Source organism: Massilia rubra (assembly GCF_011682065.1).
GTDB classification, from domain to species: domain Bacteria; phylum Pseudomonadota; class Gammaproteobacteria; order Burkholderiales; family Burkholderiaceae_D; genus Telluria_A; species Telluria_A rubra.
In genome coordinates this window covers 117013-132047 of the sequence record NZ_VUYU01000005.1, presented here as the reverse complement: position 1 = coordinate 132047, position 15035 = coordinate 117013, and the positions used below count along the sequence as shown (strand labels likewise).

The 15035-nt window shown below is 62.2% G+C and carries 13 protein-coding genes and 1 pseudogene; 3 read left to right on the top strand and 11 right to left on the bottom strand.

The annotated features are described in order from the left end of the window. Positions 1–59: 59 nt before the first annotated feature. From glpK to glpD, 8 genes are all read right to left on the bottom strand, one after another. The gene (gene glpK, locus F0185_RS09185) at positions 60–1544 is read right to left on the bottom strand and encodes a glycerol kinase GlpK (protein ID WP_167223658.1); all 1485 of its coding nucleotides are present in this window, start codon (positions 1542–1544) and stop codon (positions 60–62) included. 139 nt (positions 1545–1683) lie between these two features. Further along, complete coding sequence (locus tag F0185_RS09180; RefSeq protein ID WP_166890068.1) at positions 1684–3408, bottom strand: ABC transporter substrate-binding protein; 1725 nt, start codon at positions 3406–3408, stop codon at positions 1684–1686. Between the two features lie 62 nt (positions 3409–3470). After that, entirely contained in the window at positions 3471–3746 is a 276-nt protein-coding gene (locus tag F0185_RS09175; RefSeq protein ID WP_370663997.1) for a DUF2160 domain-containing protein, read from the bottom strand. Between the two features lie 10 nt (positions 3747–3756). Continuing rightward, on the bottom strand, positions 3757–4557 hold the full coding sequence (locus tag F0185_RS09170) for a carbohydrate ABC transporter permease (RefSeq protein WP_166890062.1): 801 nt from the start codon (positions 4555–4557) through the stop codon (positions 3757–3759). Continuing rightward, complete coding sequence (locus F0185_RS09165) at positions 4554–5423, bottom strand: carbohydrate ABC transporter permease (protein ID WP_166890059.1); 870 nt, start codon at positions 5421–5423, stop codon at positions 4554–4556. The genes F0185_RS09170 and F0185_RS09165 overlap by 4 nt, the downstream gene beginning before the upstream one ends. A gap of 1 nt (position 5424) precedes the next feature. After that, entirely contained in the window at positions 5425–6519 is a 1095-nt protein-coding gene (locus tag F0185_RS09160; RefSeq protein WP_167223656.1) for an ABC transporter ATP-binding protein, read from the bottom strand. Then, on the bottom strand, positions 6520–7620 hold the full coding sequence (locus F0185_RS09155; protein ID WP_167223654.1) for an ABC transporter ATP-binding protein: 1101 nt from the start codon (positions 7618–7620) through the stop codon (positions 6520–6522). It abuts the gene before it with no gap. 51 nt (positions 7621–7671) lie between these two features. Next, positions 7672–9198, bottom strand: a complete 1527-nt coding sequence (glpD, locus tag F0185_RS09150; protein WP_167223652.1) for a glycerol-3-phosphate dehydrogenase — start codon at positions 9196–9198, stop codon at positions 7672–7674. 144 nt (positions 9199–9342) lie between these two features. Between glpD and F0185_RS09145 the strand changes: the two genes are divergently transcribed. The 3 genes from F0185_RS09145 (at position 9343) to F0185_RS09135 (ending at position 12322) form a co-directional block, all read left to right on the top strand. Then, on the top strand, positions 9343–10104 hold the full coding sequence (locus F0185_RS09145; RefSeq protein ID WP_167223650.1) for a DeoR/GlpR family DNA-binding transcription regulator: 762 nt from the start codon (positions 9343–9345) through the stop codon (positions 10102–10104). Positions 10105–10187: 83 nt separating this feature from the next. Next, positions 10188–11252: a hypothetical protein gene (locus tag F0185_RS09140; protein WP_167223648.1), complete on the top strand. Its 1065-nt coding sequence runs from the start codon at positions 10188–10190 to the stop codon at positions 11250–11252. Next, positions 11252–12322, top strand: a complete 1071-nt coding sequence (locus tag F0185_RS09135; protein WP_167223646.1) for a tetratricopeptide repeat protein — start codon at positions 11252–11254, stop codon at positions 12320–12322. The genes F0185_RS09140 and F0185_RS09135 overlap by 1 nt, the downstream gene beginning before the upstream one ends. Here F0185_RS09135 and F0185_RS09130 read toward each other — a convergent pair. The 3 genes and pseudogenes from F0185_RS09130 to F0185_RS09120 form a co-directional block, all read right to left on the bottom strand. Then, a pseudogene (locus tag F0185_RS09130) lies at positions 12319–12510 on the bottom strand (hypothetical protein); the annotation flags it as partial. The gene F0185_RS09135 and the pseudogene F0185_RS09130 overlap by 4 nt on opposite strands. Before the next feature lie 134 nt (positions 12511–12644). Further along, positions 12645–13964: a hypothetical protein gene (locus F0185_RS09125; RefSeq protein ID WP_167223644.1), complete on the bottom strand. Its 1320-nt coding sequence runs from the start codon at positions 13962–13964 to the stop codon at positions 12645–12647. Next, the gene (locus F0185_RS09120; RefSeq protein ID WP_167223642.1) at positions 13957–14994 is read right to left on the bottom strand and encodes a hypothetical protein; all 1038 of its coding nucleotides are present in this window, start codon (positions 14992–14994) and stop codon (positions 13957–13959) included. The genes F0185_RS09125 and F0185_RS09120 overlap by 8 nt, the downstream gene beginning before the upstream one ends. Positions 14995–15035 lie beyond the last annotated feature (41 nt).

The window sequence follows — 15035 nt, the reverse complement described above, 5'->3', positions numbered from 1 at the left end:
TGCCGTTTGTCTGCGTGCATTATACAAGCGACGAACGGCAGCGGTACGCGATGCGTTTCCTATTGGCTCCAGGCGCGCGAGCGCTCCACCGCACGCCGCCATTCGCCCATCCGTTGCACCCGCTCATCGGCCGCCATGGCGGGCTCGAAGCGGCGCTCCATCTGCCACTGGGCGGCAATTTCTTCCTGCGAGGCCCAGAAACCCACCGCCAGCCCGGCCAGGAAGGCCGCGCCCAGCGCCGTGGTTTCGGTGACCACCGGACGCACCACCGGCACGCCGAGGATATCGGCCTGGAACTGCATCAGCAGGTCGTTGCGGGCGCAGCCGCCGTCGACGCGCAACTGGGTCAGCGGCATGGCGGCGTCGGCCTGCATGGCGTCGAGCACGTCGGCGCTTTGCAGGGCGATGCTTTCCAGGGTGGCGCGCGCGATGTGCGATTTGTTGGTGCCGCGCGTCATGCCGACCATGGTGCCGCGCGCGTAGGCATCCCAGTGCGGCGCACCAAGGCCGGCAAAGGCGGGCACGAACAGCACGCCACCGTTGTCGGGCACGGCCAGGGCCAGTTCCTCGACCTGGTCGGCGTGCGCGATGATGCCGAGGCCGTCGCGCAGCCACTGGATGGCGGCGCCGGCCATGAAGACGCTGCCTTCAAGCAAGTAATCGGTCTGGTTGGGGAGCGACCAGCCGATCGTGCTGATCAGCTTGTTCTGCGACATCTTGGCCGCCTGCCCGGTGTGCATCAGCATGAAGCAGCCGGTGCCGTAGGTATTCTTGGCCATGCCGGGGCTGTGGCAAGCCTGGCCGAAGGTGGCGGCCTGCTGGTCGCCGGCGATGCCGGCAATTGGCAGCGCCACGCCGAACAGGCTGGCGTCGGTGTGCGCGGCCACGCCGCTGCTGGCCACCACGCCTGGCAACAGGCCGGCGGGAATGTCGAGCAGGGCCAGCAGTTCATCATCCCACTGCGCCGTGTGGATGTTGAACATCAGGGTGCGCGCGGCATTGCTGGGGTCGGTCAGGTGCTTGCCGCTCATTTTGAAGATCAGCCAGCTGTCGACGGTGCCGAAGGCCAGTTCGCCTTTCTCGGCGCGGGCGCGCGCGCCGGGGACATTATCGAGCAGCCATTTCAGTTTGGGGCCGGAGAAATAGGCGTCCAGCACCAGGCCGGTTTTTTGCTGGAACAGCGCTTCGTGGCCGGCCTCGCGCAGGGCTTCGCAGCAGGGCGTGCTGCGGCGGTCCTGCCAGACGATGGCGGGGGCGACGGGTTCGCCGGTGGCGCGGTCCCAGAGGACGGTCGTTTCGCGCTGGTTGGTGATGCCAATGGCGGCGATGTCGGTGGCCGGCACCTTGCTGGTGCGCAGGACGTCGTCGATGACGGCGCGTTGCGACTGCCAGATTTCGTTGGCGTCGTGTTCGACCCAGCCGGGCTGGGGGAAGAACTGGCGGAACTCCTGCTGCGCCGCGCCGTGAATGTGACCGGCGCGATCGAACAGGATCGCGCGCGAACTGGTGGTGCCCTGGTCGATGGCGAGAATGAATTTGGTCATGCTGGGGTCGCTGTTAGCTCGTCGTCCCCGCGAAGGCGGGGACCCAAGTTGGTTCCGCAGCCACAGGCGGGTCAACGAACTTGGGTTCCCGCCTTCGCGGGAACGACGGTTTGGGGTCTAGGGTCGAAAACGCTATTACTTAACGCGCCCGCCCTTCCTTCCACGCCTTGAGCAAGACGTCATACGCAATCGTCTCGCCCTTCGGCTTCTCGTTGGCCAGCTTCTTCCACGGCGCGGCCTTGTCGCTCAAATACGTGGCCGGATCGACCTTGGGATTGAGCTTCGGCGGACAATTCTGCATCCCCGCGCGCTGCAGGCGCGCCATCACCGCATCCATCTCCTCGGCCAGGTTATCCATGGCCGCCTGCGGGGTCTTCTCGCCGCTCACCGCGGTGGCCACGTTCTTCCACCACAGCTGCGCCATCTTCGGATAATCGGCCACGTTGTTCCCGGTCGGGCTCCACGCCACCCGCGCCGGGCTGCGGTAAAACTCGATCAAGCCGCCGTACTTATCCGCGTTTTTGGTGAAGTACTCGTGCTTGATATCGGACTCGCGAATGAACGTCAGGCCGGTAATCGACTTCTTGAGCGACACCGTCTTGGACGTGACGAACTGCGCATACAGCCACGCCGCCGCGCGCCGGTCCGGCGGGGTCGACTTGAAGAACGTCCACGCGCCGACGTCCTGGTAACCGTTCTGCATGCCCTCTTTCCAGTACGGGCCATGCGGCGACGGCGCCATGCGCCACTTCGGCTTGCCGTCCGCCTGCACCACCGGCAGGCCCGGTTTCATCATCGACGCGGTGAACGCCGTGTACCAGAAAATCTGCTGCGCCACTTCGCCCTGCGCCGGCACCGGGCCGGACTCCGAGAACGTCATCCCGCCCGCCTGCGGCGGCGCGTACTTCTTCATCCAATCGACATACTTGGTCAGCGCGAACACCGACGCCGGCGAATTGGTGGCCCCGCCGCGCGCGACCGCCGCACCGACCGGCGTGCACTTGTCGGCCGCCACGCGGATGCCCCATTCGTCGACCGGCAAGCCGTTCGGAATGCCCTTGTCGGCGGCGCCGGCCATCGACAGCCAGGCATCGGTGAAACGCCAGCCCAGGGACGGATCCTTTTTGCCGTAGTCCATATGGCCGAACACCTTCTTGCCGTCGATGTTCTTCACATCGTTGGTGAAGAATTCGGCGATGTCTTCATATGCCGACCAGTTCTGCGGCACGCCCAGCTCGTAGCCGTACTTGGCCTTGAATTTGTCTTTCAGGTCCTTGCGCGCAAACCAGTCGGCGCGGAACCAGTACAGGTTGGCGAACTGCTGGTCGGGCAGCTGATACAGCTTGCCGTCCGGCGCGGTGGTAAAACTCGCGCCGATGAAGTCCTTCAGGTCCAGGCCCGGGTTGGTGAAGGCCTTGCCCTCGCCTGCCATGTAGTCCGACAGCGGAATGATCGCGCCGTAGCGATAGTGGGTGCCGATCAGGTCCGAGTCCGACACCCAGCCGTCGTAAATACTTTTACCGGACTGCATGGACGTTTGCAGCTTCTCGACCACGTCGCCTTCCTGGATGATGTCGTGCTTGACCTTGATGCCGGTGATTTCCTCGAAGGCCTTGGCCAGCACCTTCGACTCGTAGACATGGGTGTCGATCGTTTCGGAGACCACGCTGATTTCCTTGATGCCCTTGGCCTTGAGCTTGGCGGCGGCGTCGATGAACCATTTCATTTCGTCGAGCTGCTGCTGCTTCGACAGCGAGGAAGGCTGGAATTCCTGGCCAATCCATTTTTCGGCTTCCTTGGTGTCGGCCCAAGCGCTCGCCGTGGCCAGCAATGCCGCCGCCATCAGTGTCATTTTCAGTTTCATGTCTCCGCCTTTTTTATATGTACATCGTTAAGAAAGTACCCCACCCGTGCGCAGGTAGCAGGTCAGCCCCAGCGCATCACAATCAACAACACCACAAACCCGATCGCCGCGCCAAAGCCCTGATGCAAATCGGAGAGGCCGGCCCATGCGAGGTTAACATACGCGGCCGTCAAGAGGCCAATAAACAAACGGTCGCCGCGCGTGGTCGCCATCGGCAAAAAGCCGCGCCGTTCGATCGACGGCGAACGCACCTGCCAGATCGTCATCCCGGCCAGCATCAGGCCGATGCAGCTGAAGAAAATCGCCACCGGCGGCGACCACGCCATCCATGAAAACAGGTTTTCCATCTCACACCCTCCCCATCGCAAAGCCCTTGGCAATATGATTGCGCACGAACCAGATCACCAGCGCGCCCGGCACGATGGTCAGTACCCCGGCCGCCGCCAGCACGCCCCAGTCCATGCCGCCGGCCGACACGGTGCGCGTCATGATGGCGGTAATCGGCTTGGCGTCCACCGAAGTGAGCGTACGCGCCAGCAGCAACTCGACCCAGCTGAACATGAAGCAGAAGAAGGCGGTCACGCCAACGCCCGATTTGATCAGCGGCAGGAAGATCTTGAAGAAGAAGCGCGGGAAGCTGTAACCGTCGATGTAGGCCGTCTCGTCGATCTCCTTCGGAATGCCGGACATGAAGCCTTCCAGGATCCACACCGCCAGCGGCACGTTGAACAGCATGTGCACCAGCGCCACGGCCAGGTGGGTATCCATCAGGCCGACCGTGGAATAGAGCTGGAAGAACGGCAGCAGGAACACTGCCGGTGGCGTCATGCGGTTGGTCAGCAGCCAGAAAAACAGGTGCTTGTCGCCGATGAACGAATAGCGCGAAAACGCATACGCGGCCGGCAGCGCCACCGACACCGACATGACCATGTTCATCATCACGTAGATCATCGAGTTGATGTAGCCGCTGTACCACGACGGATCGGTAAAGATGGTGCGGTAGTTCGCCAGCGTGAATTCGCGCGGGAACAAGGTGAGCGCCCCGGTGATTTCTTCGTTGGTCTTGAACGACATGTTCAGCATCCAGTAGATAGGCAGCATCGCCAGCACCAGGTAGAACACCAGCAGCGGTGTGGAGATGCGCTTCATTTGGACTCTCCCGTGCCGAGACGTTGCATCCAGCTGTACAGCACAAAGCAGAACAGCAGGATGATGAGGAAGTAAATCAAGGAGAACGCGGCGGCCGGACCCAGGTCGAACTGGCCCACGGCTTTTTGCGTCAGGTACTGCGACAGGAAGGTGGTGGCGTTGCCAGGCCCGCCCCCGGTCAGCACGAACGGTTCGGTGTAGATCATGAAGCTGTCCATGAAGCGCAGCAGCACGCCGATCATCAGCACATTGCGCATCTTGGGCAGTTCGATGTAACGGAACACCGCAAAGCGCGAAGCGCCGTCGATGCGCGCCGCCTGGTAGTAAGCGTCCGGAATCGAGCGCAGGCCGGCGTAGGCCAGCAGCACCACCAGCGGCGTCCAGTGCCACACATCCATCACCAATACCGTCACCCAGGCGTCGACCACGCTGCCGGTGTAGTTATAGCTGATGCCCATGCGGTTGATGGTATTGCCCATCAGGCCGATGTCGTCGCGGCCGAAAATCTGCCAGATGGTGCCGACCACGTTCCAGGGAATCAAGAGCGGCAAGGCGATCAGCACCAGCGCGAGCGAAGCGCGCCAGCCGGCCGCCGGCATGGTCAGCGCGATCAAAATACCGAGCGGGAGCTGGATCAACAGCACCGCCATCGAAAAGCCTAGCTGGCGCACCAGCGCGCCATGCAGTTCGCTGTCGCGCATGATCATCTTGAACCATTCGGTGCCCACAAAAACACTGTTGGTCGGGCTGAGAATGTCCTGCACCGAGTAGTTCACGATCGTCATCAGGGGCAGCACGGCCGAAAAGGCCACGCAGATGATCACCGGGAGCACCAGCAGCCAGGCGCGGTTGTTATAGGTTTTCATGTCAGGCCACCCGCTTGTCGTTGACGTAGTAAAGAGTGCGCTCGGGCGGAAAGCGCAGCCACACCGCTTCGCCGGCGCGCGCCGGCGAAGCGCGCAGCTTGGCCGTGACGGTATGGCCGCCCACGGAAAAATCGGCCATGAAGTGCGTGCCCATGTTGCGCACGCTGGCCACCATGGCGGCCACGGTGTCGCTTGCCTGGGCGGCGACGCATTCGACGAATTCTGGACGGATGCCGATGGTGACGGCCGCGCCGCCGGCCAGCGCGCTTTGTGCCTTGGCCGGCAGCGCAATGCCGTCAACGCCGGCGTCAGTGCCAAAATAGGCACGGCCGTCGCGCACCGGGCAAGCCAGCAGGTTCATGCCGGGGTTGCCGATGAAGTAGCCGACGAAGGTATGCGCCGGCTCCTCGAACAGTTCCTGCGCGCTGCCGGTCTGCACCACTTCGCCCTGGGTCATCACGACCACCTTGTCGGCGAAGGTGAGCGCTTCGACCTGGTCGTGGGTGACGTAGATCAGCGAGAGTTTGAGCTCGTGATGGATTTCCTTGAGCTTGCGGCGCAGCAGCCACTTCAGGTGCGGGTCGATCACCGTGAGCGGCTCGTCGAACAGCACCGCCGCCACGTCCGGCCGCACCAGGCCGCGGCCGAGCGAGATCTTTTGCTTGGCATCGACCGCCAGGCCGCTGGCGCGCTGTTTCAGGTCGGCGGACAGTTCCAGCATGCCTGCGATGTGTTCGACGCGCTTGCGCACCTCCGCTTCTTTCCAGCCGCGGTTACGCAGCGGGAAAGCCAGGTTGTCGAATACCGTCATGGTGTCGTAGATGACGGGGAACTGGAATACCTGCGCGATGTTGCGCGCCTCGGGCGGCAGGTCGGTGACATCCTTGCCGTCGAAAATCACGCGTCCATGCGAGGGACGCACCAGGCCAGAGATGATGTTAAGCAGCGTGGTCTTGCCGCAGCCGGATGGGCCGAGCAGCGCATAGGCGCCGCCATCGTCCCAGGTCAGGTTCATCGGGCGCAGCGCGTAGTCTTCGGGCCTCTGCGGGTTCGGTTTGTAGGCATGCGCCAGGTCGGGCAGTTCGATGCGGGCCATTTACACTGCCTCCTGGATCTGCGGCGGCGCAAACAGCAAGGCGCCGCCGGGTGCGAACACGAACAAGTCGTCCGGGCGCAGGTACACGGTGCACGGCACGCCGAGGTCGAGGTTATGCACGCCGGTCAGCTGCGCCACCAGCCCGATCGGGCCGCGCTGCAGGTGGACGTAGGTTTCGGAACCGCTGATCTCGGCCAGTTCGACCTGGGCCTGGATCGGAAAATCGTCGGCATGCAGGGGCGCGACGCGCAGGCTGTGGGCGCGCAGGCCGAGCACCACCTCGCCGTGCTGCGACGCCTGGCGGCGCTGGGCCTCGTTCAGGGGAATCGACAGCTCGCCCGCCACCCGGGCCATGCCGTCGACGCCGACGGTCGCCGGGATCAGGTTGATCGGCGGGTCGCTGAAGGTGCGCGCGCTCTGGACCGAGTTCGGCGCGTTGAACACATCGAGCGTGGCGCCATGCTGCAACAGGCGCCCTTCGTGCAGCAGCACCGTGTGGCCGCCCAGCTGCAAGGCTTCGAGCGGCTCGGTGGTGGCGTAGACGACGGTGGTTTTGCCTTCAGCGAACAGGGCGCCTAGCTCCTTGCGCAATTCTTCGCGCAGCTTGTAATCGAGGTTCACCAGCGGCTCGTCGAGCAGCAGCAGGGCCGATTCCTTGATCAGCGCGCGCGCCAGCGCGGTGCGCTGTTGCTGGCCGCCGGACAGCTGCGCCGGCAGCTTGTCGAGATGCGCCGAGATATGCAGGCGCTCGGCCATGCTCGCCACGCGGGTGCGGATCTCGGCCTCGGGCACGCGCTTGATGCGCAGCGGCGAGGCGATGTTATCGAACACCGTGAACGACGGGTAGTTGATGAACTGCTGGTACACCATCGCCAGGTCGCGCTGGCGTACCGGCAGGCCTGTCACGTCCTTGCCGCCGGCGATCACCTTGCCGTGCGTGGGCCGGTCCAGGCCCGCCATGACCCGCATCAGCGAGGTCTTGCCGGCCTGCGTAGTGCCCAGCAGGACGTTGATGGTACCGGGTACCAGTTCGAGCGACATGGGGTACAGGTGATCCTGCGCCCCATACTTCGTGCTCACGTTTTCCAATGCCAGCTGCATTTCATCTCCTCTTTTCTTGCTACTGCATCCCTGTCGCGGGATTTGCTTGTTCTACTTGCGAAATTCGGTGATCCAGGCATCGACTGCGATGGCTGCATCGGCGGGCAGATGCAAGCCCAGTTTGGAACGGCGCCACAGCATGTCGGTCGCCGTGGTGGCCCATTCATGATCGATCCAGTACACCGCTTCGGCCTCGAACAGGCCGGGCACGATCTGCGCGCCCATGGCGGCGATGCTGCTGCGCTGGTCGATGACCAGGTGGATGCGGGTGCCGTAGGCGCGCGCGTAGCGTGCCACCAGCGCCGCCGGCAGCCACGCGTACTGCGTCTGCAGGTCGGCCACGAAACGGTCGAATTCGAGCACGCTGCGGTTGTCCGGCAGCGGACCGTGCACGTCGCCGCCGGGCAGGCAGGCGTTGACGGTCCAGGCTCCGTGGCTGTTGCCCAGCCTTGGTGCGATCAGGTCGACGGCTTGCTCGGCCAGTTTGCGGAAGGTGGTGATCTTGCCGCCAAAGATGGAGAGCATCGGTGCGCCCTTGTCATCGAGCTCGAAGGTGTAGTCGCGCGTGACGTCGGAGGCGTCGCTCGACTCGTCGTCGAGCAGCGGGCGCACGCCGGAGTAGCTCCACACCACGTCGGCCGGCGTGATCGGTTTACTGAAGTAGCGGCTCGACAGCGCGCACAGGTAGTCGATTTCGGCCTGGTCGATTTCGACCTTGCCGGCGTCGCCATGGTATTCGAGGTCGGTGGTGCCGATCAGGGTAAAGTCCTGCTCGTACGGAATGGCGAACACCACGCGCCCGTCCGGATGCTGGAAGATATAGGCGTAGGGATGGTCGAACAGGCGCCGCACCACGATATGGCTGCCCTTGATCAGGCGCACCGACTTGTCGGCCGGCCCCGGGTTGGTCCCCTGCAAAAAGCGCGAGGCCCAGGGCCCGGCGGCGTTGACGATGCAGCGCGCGCTGACATCCATGGCCGAACCGTCGGCACGGCGCAAGCGCGCTTCCCAGCGCTCGCCCTCGCGCCGCGCCGACTCGCAGGCGGTGCGGGTAAACACGTGCGCGCCTTTGGCGGCGGCGTCGATCGCGTTGAGCACCACCAGGCGCGCATCGTCGACCCAGCCGTCGGAATACACGAAACCACGCGTAAAGTCGGGCTTGAGCGGCGCGCCGGCCGCATGGCGGCGCAAGTCGATGCCTTCAGATCCGGGCAGCAGTTCGCGCCGCGCCAGGTGATCGTACAAAAACAGGCCGGCGCGGATCATCCACGCCGGGCGCTGGCCCTTGTCGACCGGAGTGACGAAACGCATCGGCCACATGATGTGCGGGGCGGCGCGCAGCAGCACTTCGCGTTCGATCAGCGCCTTGCGCACCAGGCCGAATTCGTACTGCTCCAGGTAGCGCAGGCCGCCGTGAATCAGCTTGGTGGCCGCCGACGAGGTGTGCGAGGCCAGGTCGTCCTTCTCGCACAGGACCACGGACAGGCCACGCCCGGCCGCGTCACGGGCGATGCCGGCGCCATTCACGCCGCCGCCGACCACCAATACATCACACGCGATATTGCCCGCCTTGTCCATGTCGCTCTCGCTTCAATTGGGGATTCTGGATACACTGCAAAGATAAACAATACGACAAGAACGAAAAAAATGAAACAACAATTTATGTGTTTGTTTTCGTTTTAGTTCGTTTGTGATAAATTTGGCGCTTTTACAGGAACCCACATGACGCTCAATCCACGCCAGCGCCGCATTCTCGACGCCGTGCGCCAGCAGGTGACGGTATCGCTCGAAGCGCTCGCGCAGCAGCTCGAAGTGACGCCCCAAACCGTGCGGCGCGACGTCAAGCTGATGGAAGAAGCGGGCCTGCTGGCGCGCTACCACGGCGGCGTGGGCCTGCCTTCGTCGGTCCAGAACATCGACTACAGCGACCGCCAGGTGCTCAACGTGGACGCCAAGCGCCGCATCGCCAGCGCGGTGGCGGCGCAAGTGCCGTCGCACTGTTCGCTGTTGATCAATATCGGCACCACCACCGAAGAGGTGGCGCGCGCGCTGGTGCATCACCAGGGACTGCACGTGGTCACCAACAACCTCAATGTGGCGGCCATCCTGTGCGACAGCCCGGGCTGCGAAGTGATCCTGGCCGGCGGCGTGGTGCGCGGGCGCGATCGCGGCATCGTCGGCGAAACCACCATCGATTTCATCCGCCAGTTCAAGGTCGATATCGGCATCATCGGCATTTCGAGCATCGAGCCCGATGGCACCCTGCGCGACTTCGACCCGCGCGAAGTCAAGGTGGCGCAGGCCATCATCGAACAGTCGCGCGCCGTGTGGCTGGTGGCCGACCACGACAAATTCGGCCGCCAGGCCCTGATGCGCATGGCGCACGCCTCGCAGATCGACGTGCTGTTCACCGACGCCAAACCGCCCGAGGCCCTGGCCCGCGTGCTGCGCGAGGCCAAGGTTAATGTTGTAATTGCGCAATAACCGACCTGAGCGCTGGGCCGCTGGCGGTTTTTGGGGGATGATTGATGTTACCCTGTCTCCCCCTGTTTTGTTAGCGAATGAGCATGTTGACTTTTCTGATGATTATTGCGGTGCTTGCGATCGTGGCCGGCGCCGGAGTGGCTGCTTACCTCTACCTGCAGCGCAGTCAAGTCAGCAGGCTGGCCGGCGATTTCAAGCTGTACGCACCGTACCTGGTGGAGCAAACGGCGCGCGTGCGCCTGCGCGTGCAGCCGCTGGGGCGTGAATACATCGGCGAAGAAGATGCCGCCGCCTACGCCGAGATGAAAAAACTCTGGTCGGGCATGACCAACCACCGCATGAAACTGATCGGCACTTTCGCGTCGGATGAAAACCAGCGCGTGTACATCATCGGCCAGCACCCGGACAACAAGATCGTCGGCCTGGTGGGCCTGCAACGCGGCATGCGCCCGTTCGTCGAATTCCTCAAGCTTTCCGGCGGCGGCACGGTGGGGGTGCTGAGCGGCGCGCCGGCGGCGCGCGCCATGCGCGTGGCCACCCTGACGGTCGAACCGAAGCCCAACCCGTCGTGGCGCGCGGCGGTCGAAGCGTTTGCCTCCACCGCGGAAGGACGCGCGCTCGACGTAAACAACCTGATCGTGCTGTTCGAACGCGTGCATTCGGCGCGCATGGATCACCAGCTCAAGGCCGCTCCGACCCTGGCCGAAATCAAATCGCACGCCGCCGCGCAGGGCGCCGCCGACACCTTGCACGGCCAGCAGCTCGACCACGCGCTGGAAATGAACCAGATGGCCTGGCGCGAGTCCGTCCAGGCGGCACTGCTTGACAACACCAGGCGCAAGCTCAAACTGACGGTCGATACCTGGTCGCGGCTGGAGCCGCAACTGATCGTCATTCACGCGGGCATGCATCCCGACGACGTCCTCGCCACGCTGGCGGAGTATCCCTCGCTCGATGCCCTGGGCGTGCAGCTCAAGGCCCAGGAATTGGGACCGCTGGAGATCTTCGAGGGCCTCAACGAGCAGCTCCCGACCGCCGACCGGCGTCGCCTCGTGGTGAAACTGGGCTCGCCGGTGGCGGCCGCCATCTATGCGCGCGCCGGCGCAATGCAGTCGGCCGGGGTGCCGCCGCAGGTGCTGGCGGCATAGTGAAAAAATACCTGTACGAGGCGATCGGCCCTGATGGCCGCGTCACGAAAGCCACCGTGGCCGCGCTCAGCGTCGCCGAAGCGCACGCGCAGTTGACGCGCAGCGGCTACACCGACATCCGCATCCGTAACGACGACCTCCTGCACACCGACCTGCGCGGCAGCAACGACCCGAAGATCGCCGCCGCGATGATCGATTCGGCATATAGCTCGCTGGCGTTCATGATGGTCAAAGCCTGGCTGCGCGGCTGGATCACGTGGCTGCCGGGACTTCTCGCATTCATCGCCGGATTGTGGTTCGCCCTGTCGTTCCTGGTGTGGACGGGCGCCGCCCTGCTGTTGCTCGCCATCGTGCTCATCTTCATGGCGTCGCTGCCGGCGGCGGCCTACCAGCAGGTGCTGCTGGCCAGGGCCAACCGCTCGTATGCGCGCGGCCTGTGGTGGCTGGGCATCTTGCGCATGGCGAAACCGGCGGGCATCTCGGCCATGATGCTCGACGCCGAACAAGCCAAGCTGCTGGCGGGCCTTGGGCGGATCGACGAGGGGCTGGCATTGTTCACGGGGCATGCCAACGATACCGATCTTGTCGCCTACCTGACGCAGCTCCAGGCCATCCACGACACCGTAGGCGAGCGCGCCAAACAGATCGACATCCAGCGCCAGTTGCTCGTCGTCAGCGGCAACAGCATCGAGGCGCGCGTGGACCTGGCGTGGTCCTTGATGCGTTATACAAGCGACTACGACGACGCCAGGCGCCTGAGCGCCGGCATCGAGCCGAACGCCTGCTCGGCCTTGTATGCCGCCGGCTTGCGCGTGGTGCGGGCACTGCTCCTGCAAGTCGACGGCAAGCACGATGCCGCGCTGGCGCAGTTCGAATCGGTGTACGCCGAACTGCGGCGCTATAACAGTCCGCTGATCGACTTCACTTGCCGCGAACTGCGCGCCTACATGGCCTTGTCGTTCAAGGCCAGCGGCCGGATTGCCGAAGCGGAGGCGCTCTGGCAGCAGGAGATGCCGCACATGTGTGCGCACCACTGCGACATGCTCATCGCGCGCTACGACGGCATTTAGGCACCCAGTCCCAGGTGGCCGCGCAGGGTCGCGTGGCGGTACCCGGTCCTGGACAATCCGCGCCGTTGCAGTTCGGGCACCACCAGCGCCGAAAAGTCATCCAGTCCCGCCGGCAGCGATGGCGGCATGATGTTGAAGCCGTCGGCCGCTTCCTGCTCGAACCACGCCTGCATCCGGTCGGCCACGGCGGCCGTAGCCCGTGGGTCACCTGTGCGTTATCGAACTTGTACATCTGCTCCCACCAAAACAAGCCGGTGATTTGGCAGTCTGCGAAGGTCGGCTGCATCGTGTAGTTCTGCACCGGTTTGCATGCCGTGGCGCTTCAAGGCGGCGTACGACCGTAATAGTCGTTCATTAACCGAGCAGCAATCCGCGCGGTCTTACTCGCGTCCTTCTCGGAAGACGCTCGTACCAGTTGACTCACCGTAGCATCTTTCAAGTCTATATCCTGGAAACCATGCTGCTCGGCGAAATCTATCCATCGTTTCAATGGCTTGTCAGACGTCAATTTGCCGATCACGCGGATATCACCCGGGAAAACATTGTTCAGATAATAGGACCAACGCTCCTGGGTCAGGCGGTTAAGCATCTGGGACGCTTCCTCCGCAGCGGGCCAGGCAACGCCGTATGAGTTGCCCAGTACAACGCAAAGCAAAGCGGTAATGCAAGCAGGGAGCGCAGGAGTCGGAATCGTGGTCCCCAGCTTCGCCAAGTTTTTTACGGGTGACGCTTCGTTATAGAAATTATTGAGCCCTTCATGGGCTTTTATGATGGCATCGGCGGCTTTCACAAACGCGTCGCTGCGGAGATTTTCAGGGACGAAATCGAAACCCTTCACCTTCAGGAGCGCGCTTTTCAGCCCGCTCACGACCGTGGTTTTCCCATCCGCGTACGCTTCAGCGTAAGTACGTCCGATTTGCCACTTTTCCGTATCGCGCAAGCTTGGCCAGATAGCAGGCACCACCACATTGATATTTGCAAGGGCATGGTCCAAATTGCCCCCCGCATTTTTCTTCGCTGCGCTCATGAGCACACTGATCGTGAGCTTAGAGAAAAAATACGGAGAACTCTTCAGCATGACAACGTACGGGTCCTCATCAACCAGCGTCGCGCCTTCCAGCGCCTTGCGAAAATCCACGAATTTTTTTGCGACTTCTATTTTCGGACGCCCCAACACGCCTTTCACACAGGCTTTTAGCGAAGATATCGCTTCCGATTCATCGATGTCTTCGGCATCGCTTTCCAAAGAATCCATCTGGGAAAAGTGCGTGATCAATTCGTACGTATGCCTGAGTCGAAGGCCATCGGTAGGGGAAACAATTCCCAACTCTTCCGCCAGACGTATCGTATCCTTGACAGTCAGGATATCATCCACGTCGTCATCTTCATCGACGTCCAGTTTTCCGAGCATTTCCCCTAACAGACGCACCCCAACGGTGGCCAGCTCTTTTTTCAAAGCGGTAATGGTCTTTCCCCACAGATAACTGACGGCCATTTCGTAGTGCCGCGCTTCGAACGCCGCAACGAGTTGAGCCTTATCCTTCGTACTCAACTGCAATGCATAGTCCGAAATTTGTACAGGCGATTTCGCCTCTGCCGGAAGCGTTCCATTTTCTTGCTGCCAAACCGTCATATTATCCATGTTCGCTCCCCTTAAATTCGGACCATCCGTCTTGCGACTGCATGAATGCTGCACGAAGGTCATTTCCAACTTTTCCACTAAGACTGCGAAAAGCGCGTCGACGCGCTCCTCCTTGAACAACGCCGGCAGCGGCTGTCGCCTCGGGCTCCAGTTTGACAAAACAATTATAGCCAAGCAGACGCCCGCGGCTGTCGAACAAAATAATCCCGTCGGAATTGAGCATCCCCTGAAGCAAATAGCCTTTGCTTTCAAGTCTTGACTGTTGGGCAGGATCTTTTTTGAATTCGTTGATTAATGCAGGGAAATCGATTGGCTCGTCGAAAATGACGCCGTCTTCGGCCAGGAAGACAGGCGGCTCCCCAAGGTCCGTGACGGCAATGATACAACCGTGCGATTTTCGGAGAGCTTCAAACAACAAGCGGGTGAGATAGCCATGCGCCGCCTCGCGAACATCGGCCTGCGTACTGGCCACAATCGCCAGGACCAGTTCGTCGAGAAATTGCAAGGGCGGCGCGGTGTCTTCTTTGCGATGGTTCAGGAACACATAATGAAAAGCCCCCTGATTCGAACGAATTTCCACACAATCGTCAGCAACTTGAAAAACCTTCACAACCGAGAATGAGTTATTCTCGATCATCAGCACCTGATCAACCAGCACCGCAATGGGATTTCCGGAATCCTTGAAAACGCCGTATTCGATCGTATCAGCCAAATCCTCGATGTAGATCATCCACCCGCCAGCGGCAAGCGGAGCGCATTTCTTTATTGCGGTTTTGAGTCCGTCGACATCCCTGGTAGTGGTTCCGATTTTCATGCGTTCGCCGCCTGGGAGCATTGCACTCAACAGCGTCATGTCATCGGTCAAATAAACTTTGGGAACGAGCTTGACGCCCTCTTCCATATATCGCGCCAGAAGAACGACAAGCTCGACCAGATGCAAGGAATTGGCGAGAAATGGCAATTTGCTACTATGGCAAAACTCAGCGACGCCTCCGAGCAACTGAGTCCGAAACGTGATGTTAACGGCCATATCGTTACCTCCGCAGCAAAGTTAGCACAACACTACGCCGC